Genomic DNA, 6811 nt, shown 5'->3' with positions numbered 1-6811 from the left:
TGGCCCGCACGCTGGCCGTCGCACGGGCGGTCGGCGGCTTGCGCCAAGGTGCCATCGAGATGACGCCGCGCCAGGAGGCCGTCCTCGACCTCGCGGTGGAGCAGGTGCTCGCCCCGGCCATGGCCCGGGTCTCCATGAGCTTCGTCGCGGTGATGTCGGGGGCCGGCATCCCGCTTGAGGCGATCATGACCGAGCTCATGCTCTCGGGTGAGATCGAGCGGAGCTACCGGCTGCTGCGGCTGGAGGGCTACGCCAGCCAGATGCGCTACCACTCGCCGACCAGCCAGTACGGCCAGATGTCGCGGGCGGATCGCTACGACGGCCTCGACGTCCCCAGGGTGATGCACGAGGTGCTGAGCGAGATCGAGTCGGGCAAGTTCGCCGACGAGTGGGACGCCGAGCGCGACGCGGGCTACCCGAACCTGCAGCGCCTGCGGGCCGAGAAGCTCAGCCCCGAGTTCGTCGCCTTCGAGGAGGACCTACGCGCCCGCCTCGGCGAACGGGCCAAGCCTCCCGCCCGCTGACCCCCGAGATCCCTCCCTCACGGCTTATCCTTCAGAGAACCCCTGAAGACGCTGGGGGCCCGGATTGGCGGAGGGTCGGGTGACGGCCATAGCAGCGTGCCGGTCGTGTGGCAGCGAGCCTCTGGAGCATGCCCGGTTTTGTCACGGGTGTGGTTCACCACTCAATGGTTCGATTGCGCTGGCAACCCGAGAATCTAGGAACGCGACGGGCGACCCCCCATGAACCAAGCGCTCCACTACTACCCTCAACTGCCCGGGCATTTCCTGTGCACCGGCGCTGGTCCCTGCTGGTGTTGGGGTTGACCGGTTCGGTGCCAGCTCATCGTGGTTACGGGTTGAAGGCAGTGCTGCCGTGGACCGGGTGCGTTGTGCTGACGATCTTGGCGTAACAGTGGTCTCGATCAAGATTTTTACGAGTGCACCAAGCCAGCGCACTGGCTGCATCCGGGAATGTGTCGCCAACTATGGTGACCCAGAAGTCGGGTGCGTCGAACGTTGACCAGTCCCCCGACCAGAGCAGTTTGGCTTCTGGGAATTGCGCCCGGAGCTGCAGGTGTTCGCTCAGTATTTTTGCGTTGTTCCAGACGGTGCCTTCGGCGACGATTCCTAGCCGCTTGGAACTGATTTGGGGTACCCAGCGGTCGGCGAGCCAGTCGGTCACGAACGGGTGGTCGTGGTTGGCGATCCGCCGCAGCTGGGCCAAGCTGGCCGACTCGGGGTCTTCCGGTGTCTCTGTCTGCTGTGTTGGAATGCGGGGTGGGGCAGTGTCCCTTGGGCTGGGGGCAGTGCCGCCAAGGGACAGGTTGATTCCGGCTTTGGCTTCGGCCTCGGTGTACATGGTTTCGCCGCGTTGGGCGACCTGCACTCGGTAATACTTCTGCCCGCCGGGAACCTCATTGACTCTGAACAGAAACAGACACGATCCTTGTTGTCCGTAGCTGCTTTCGATGGCACCCTTCGCGATCAGCTTTCCCGTCTCATCGGCCACGGTGACCGTGGCACCTGGTCCGATGTCATTGTCGCTGCGATCACCGGCGCAGCTGTATCCGCCGGGCAGGCCAGTTGTCTTGATGCTGTCGCTGCTCAGCTGCAGTGTGCCGATCAGGGAGAACCGTGCAAGTGGAGCCTTATTGGTGATGGCCTGCACTGCGAAGAATGCGCCAACACATATCGCAACAAGTACTAGCGCCGCTGCAACCAGTAATCGTGAGCGTCGGATTCGTACCTCGTTGCGATGCGGAAGTTGCGACTTCGGCGCTTCATTCGTCGCAGCATTTCTATCAACGGGTCCCTTGGGGATCGACACCGGTGGTATGACCGGTGTCTTGGTGCCCATGTCACTCAGATCTGAGCTGGCCGGTTCCATGTTTGACTCCGCGAGTGCGTGAGCAAAGTCCACGCAGCGTAGGAACCGTTCGTTGGGATCTTTCGCCAATGCCTTGGCGAACACCGCATCGAGGGGCGCAAGGTATGGGCGACGCTCGGCAAGGGTCGGCGGTGGTGCATTGAGATGTTGGCCGATGACGACAGCCGGATTGGAACTTGGAAACAGCGTTAACCCGGTCAACAGGTGATAGCCGGTCGCGGCCAGCGAGTATTGGTCTGCCCGGCCGTCCATCGGTAAAGCCATCAGCTGTTCAGGAGCGGCGTAAGCCACCGTTCCGACGGTCATGTTGGTTGCGGTAAGGCCGCTCACGTCCTCGACATCGCGAGCAACACCGAAGTCACTCAACAGGATTCGTCGTTCACCATCTTCAAGTTCCGCCAACAGGATGTTCGCCGGTCTTACATCCCGGTGTAAGAGGCCCCTGGCATGGGAGTAGTCCAGCGCCTCGGCGACAGCAGTGACAATCCGGATCGCATCAGACGCAGGCATTCCCGCTGGATAGTGGTCGCGCAGCATGCGAGCAGCGTCGGTGCCGTCGACGTAATCCATGGAGATCCATAACCGGCCCTCACACTCGCCTCGGTCGTGGATTGCGACGATGTGCGGGTGCCATAGGCTGGCCGCTAGGTCCGCCTCTCTGATGAATCGCTGGCGATAGTTCTCGTCAGCGGACACATCGGCGCCCAAAATCTTGAGCGCGTCGTTACGCGGCAATCGGGGGTGCTGGGCGAGGTACACCTCGCCCATACCGCCGGTGCCCAGCAGCCGCAGGATGGTGTACCCGGCAAAGGTCGCACCAATGGCTAATCCCATGGGGTATCCGACCATTTGACCAAAGTCCTGCGATAGGGACCGAAGTCCCGCCATTTCAGGGTATTTGTCGCGACGGCAGCCACCGGACCAACATCTGCGAGCCGCCCCAATTGGCTTCCGGGCGGCCTGATTTCCAGGGCGGGGTGCCTCGGAAATCCGTCACAGAAATTGTGTCGCGCTGGATACGGTTTTCGGCGGGTTACGGCGCGGCCAACGACCGTGGTGACCCGTGCTGCGCGTCGAGGTCCGCCGAGACCCACAGGCAGCCGAGGCAGACCTTCACCGTCCGGGACCGCACCGGCGAGGCGTGGTGGGTCACAACCGCCGTCGAGTGGGCCTCCTCGCGTCCACGGCGTGGGCCGCTCGCGATCCACTCGTGCCGGGCCTGCTGCCTCTCGCCGAAGAGCCCCATGCACATCCCGGCCGTCTTCCACTTGCCGTACCTGACCATATTGCGGCCAAGACCCGCTCCGAAGCCAGCCGTTCAAAACGCGATCCTCGCAGTCTGCCCTGCGGGTCACTCTATTTCTGACCGATGCTGCGCATTCGCCTGTTCCATGGATGCACCATCTTGGACACCGATGTCTGAGACTTCCAAGGGAAGCACCACCTGCTAGCGGAGGTAGTCGATGGGGGGCAATCTTCGGTTACCGTCCCAACACGATTGAGAAACGACCGTCGGGCCGTTTTGGCCACGCTTGTGCGCAACGCTCAAGCTAGACACACCCATTCAACGGCGAAGGCGGCGTTGGGAGCCGCCGACGACTGAGGCCAACACCAGGCGGCGCAGGCCCGATCTAAACGGGTCGGTTCCAGGACACGGTAGGGAGCACACAGTGTTTGAACGTCGCAAAGGTCGCAGCAGCGGGACCGGCGGGCAATTGGCGGTGAACATGCGCGTGCGGGTGTATGCGGGCGCCGACGCTGAGAGTGCAGGGGTGATCGTTGAGGATTTCGGTGAGCTGGCGGTCCAACCCGTGGAGATCGGCGGGCAGCGTTTCGCTGACCCGGCCCGACGGTGGGCGGTGGTGCTGGACACCGGCAACCTAGTGTTCGCCAACACCGATCAACTCGTCGCCGAGTGATCCGCGTACCGGTCGATCGGCGGTGTGAACGCCGGGGCTGAGGGCCATTTTGGGACCAGTACAGCAACCGGTACAGCACCCTCAGCGATTACGACCGCCCCGCTGGACGAGCCAGCTCGTGAAGGTGGAGTCGTTGGCCAGCACGGATGCATCGGCGTCGGTGGCATCTTAAAGCGACTCACCTAACAACAATGTCGAGGGCTCAGACACCTCCAACCGTGCTGACTCCGGGTGTTCAGCGGCGGCCGGTGGCTGGGGCGAGGCGGGCCATCCCACGGAGGATCCACGGTGCGCGCGTCGCGATCGTCTCCACGGCGCGATCCGAGCGGCGCATCGCTGTCCGACGGCCAGGAGTGGGCATTGACGCCAGCTCCGCCTCGGCCGATCCCGCCCGCGGACCGTGGCGATCGACCGCCAGCAGTTGCCAGGCGCCGGGAACGCCGCGCAGCTTGACGCTGCCGCGGTCCACGAAGCCCGTGCCCGACCCGACGACTAAATCACGAACCGTGCGGGAGACGAGGATTTCACCGGCGCCCGCCTGGCCGAGAATGCGCGCCGCGATGTGTACGGCGATCCCCCCGATGTCGGCGTCGAGAAGTTCGCACTCGCCCGTATGGATGCCGACGCGGATATCGATGCCCAGCGTCTCGGCGTCAGCACGCAGGGCCTCGGCGCAGCGGATGGCCTGCGTCGGCCCGTCGAACGTGGCGAGGTGACCGTCACCGGTGCTTTTGACCACCGTGCCACCGAACCGTTCCGTGAGTTCAGTTGTGATCTCACCAAAGCGGTGCAGCACCGCACGCCACCGCTCGTCGCCGGTCGCTGCGGCGTGTTGCGTCGAGGCGACGATGTCGGTGAACAACACGGTGCGCAGGGCGCGATGAGACTGCGACGGTGCGGCATGGCTGCCGGTGAGGAACTCCTCGATCCCGGTCAGGATCTTGTCGGGCTCGTCGAACCAGGGGAAGTGGTCGGTGCCCTCGACCTCCAGGTACCGCGCGCCCGGGATGTGATCCGCGAGGTACCGGCCGTACTGCACCGCAACGGTGGGGTCCTCGCGGGCATGGATGACCAGGGTGGGCGCGGTGATCGTCGGCAGGATCGGCCGCACGTCCATCAGAAACCCCGCTTCGAATGACGCCCGCGCCATCCCTGGGCTCGCGGACATCCGCTCAGCCATTCCCAGCTGGCGCATCGACCGGATCGACGGCGAGGCGATGCTGGCTGCCACACCGCTGCCCCAGCCGGAGTGGACCGCGCGGGCCACTTCCTGCCAGCGGGCGAGATGCTCCGTGGACGGGGTGTAATCCTCACCCAGCTCGGGTACGAGGCGCGCCCGCAGCTCGGCAGGGTCGCGGTCCATGTCGTCCCACCCCGCGAAGCCCCAATACGGGATGGTGTCGATGAGGATCAGTGCGCGCGTTCGCTCCGGTCGTGTTGCCGCGAACATCATGGAGGCTGCTCCGCCGTCACTCAGACCGGAGACGACGGCCTGTCCGAAGCCGACGGTGTCCATGACGGCCTCGATCTCTGCCGCTCGATCATCGAGCGTGCGAACTTTCGGGACCGGGTCCGACAGCCCGACCCCGGCCTTGTCGAACAGGAGGACGCGACAGAACGTGGCGAGCTGATCGAAGAACGCCTTGAATTCGGGGAGAGTCCAGACCAGCTCGACGTGGCTGACCATCGGCCCGACGAAGACAAGCTCGACTGGCCCGTCGCCGAACACCTGATACGCCAGGCTCAGATCGCCGCACTTGGCGTATAACGTTTCCGCCACGGCATGAGCGTACTGCTGATCCCACCGCTCGCCGGGGCACGAGTGATAGTCCCCGTTCGGTGTTTTTCCGTTTAGTAATTGCTTACGCGACGGGGGCGATCACGGCGATAATGAGCAGGATCTGAGTTGTCATCGCAGTAAGTTATCGAGCCAGCAGCGAGCTTGGCATAGGTCGGGTGCACGGTCAGACCATCCAGAGCGGCGCGGGCCGCGTCATCGGACGTGTGCCGTAGACATCGCAGTGGCGATATGGCGCATGCTGGCTGGCCAGCGGTGACACGATAGTGCCGTGGAACGACGGTGGGCTGGCCGCGTGAGATGACAGCGGCGGGACTGTTGTGCGAATCGTGCGGCACGGAACTGAGCGAGAAGGCCAAGTTCTGTAGCGAGTGCGGTGCGGCGGTCACATCGGCCGCAAGGCCTGCCGAGTACAAGCAGGTCACGGTTCTGTTCGCCGACGTGGTCCACTCAATGGACATCGCCTCTGCCGTCGGGGCGGAGCGGCTGCGGGAGATCATGGCGCAGCTGGTGGATCGGGCCGCTGCTGTGGTGAAACGCTATGGCGGCACGGTGGACAAGTTCACCGGTGATGGGATCATGGCGCTGTTCGGCGCACCGGTGGCCTTGGAGGACCATGCCCTGCGCGCGTGCCGGGCTGCACTGGAGATCCACAGCGGCATTAGCGATCTGGCTCAGGAGGTTTGCGGCCGTGATGGTGTCGAACTTCAGCTGCGGATCGGGTTGAACTCCGGGCAGGTGATCACCGGGGAGATCGGCACGGCTGCAACGGGTTACACCGCAATCGGTGAGCAGGTGGGCATGGCCCAGCGGATGGAATCGGTGGCCCCGCCGGGTGGGGTGATGCTCAGCGCCTCCACCGCACGGCTGGTGGAACACAATGCAGTCCTCAGCGAGCCGGAAATGGTCCACATCAAAGGCAGGGATCAACCGGTCGCCGCCCAGCAGTTGCTGAGTGTGTCGGATCGAGATCGTCGTGTCACAGGTGCTGAGTCGCATCTGGTGGGTCGGCGCTGGGAGATGGCTGCCGTCGAGGGCCTGCTAGACGGTATGGGAAGGCTGGGGCCTCACTGCATGTGAACGTGGGTTGCCGACAGGAATCAGGTCCTGGCCGGTAGAGCCACAAGATGTGGGAGGCCCCAGTGAGGAATTATCGTACGAGCCAATCTGACCTTGCGGTCGCCCTGTGGGGGTGAAAATTGTG

Annotated in this window: 5 protein-coding genes and 1 pseudogene; 3 read left to right on the top strand and 3 right to left on the bottom strand. The window is 64.2% G+C overall.

The features are described 5' to 3' along the window. Nucleotides 1–524: hypothetical protein (locus ACLP9N_RS04700; protein ID WP_442406300.1), on the top strand; the 524-nt coding region annotated here is incomplete at its 5' end. Between the two features lie 328 nt (nucleotides 525–852). Here the strand turns inward: ACLP9N_RS04700 and ACLP9N_RS04695 are convergent. Then, on the bottom strand, nucleotides 853–2724 hold the full coding sequence (locus ACLP9N_RS04695) for a serine/threonine-protein kinase (protein ID WP_442406299.1): 1872 nt from the start codon (nucleotides 2722–2724) through the stop codon (nucleotides 853–855). Between the two features lie 199 nt (nucleotides 2725–2923). Further along, nucleotides 2924–3175: a hypothetical protein gene (locus ACLP9N_RS04690; protein WP_442406298.1), complete on the bottom strand. Its 252-nt coding sequence runs from the start codon at nucleotides 3173–3175 to the stop codon at nucleotides 2924–2926. Between the two features lie 385 nt (nucleotides 3176–3560). Between ACLP9N_RS04690 and ACLP9N_RS04685 the strand changes: the two genes are divergently transcribed. Continuing rightward, nucleotides 3561–3809 (top strand): hypothetical protein, encoded by a 249-nt coding sequence (locus ACLP9N_RS04685; protein WP_442406297.1) that lies wholly within the window; start codon nucleotides 3561–3563, stop codon nucleotides 3807–3809. 235 nt (nucleotides 3810–4044) lie between these two features. Here ACLP9N_RS04685 and ACLP9N_RS04680 read toward each other — a convergent pair whose 3' ends face one another. Then, a complete protein-coding gene (locus ACLP9N_RS04680) occupies nucleotides 4045–5589 on the bottom strand; it encodes an adenylate/guanylate cyclase domain-containing protein (protein WP_442406296.1) in 1545 nt (514 codons plus the stop codon). Nucleotides 5590–5907: 318 nt separating this feature from the next. On the opposite strand from ACLP9N_RS04680, the pseudogene ACLP9N_RS04675 reads away from it, so the two are divergent. Next, nucleotides 5908–6654, top strand: a pseudogene (locus ACLP9N_RS04675) (adenylate/guanylate cyclase domain-containing protein); the annotation flags it as partial. Nucleotides 6655–6811: the final 157 nt, after the last annotated feature.

This window comes from Mycobacterium sp. (assembly GCF_052144515.1).
In the GTDB taxonomy this organism is placed as follows: domain Bacteria; phylum Actinomycetota; class Actinomycetes; order Mycobacteriales; family Mycobacteriaceae; genus Mycobacterium.
This window is presented reverse-complemented; position numbering and strand designations above follow the sequence as displayed.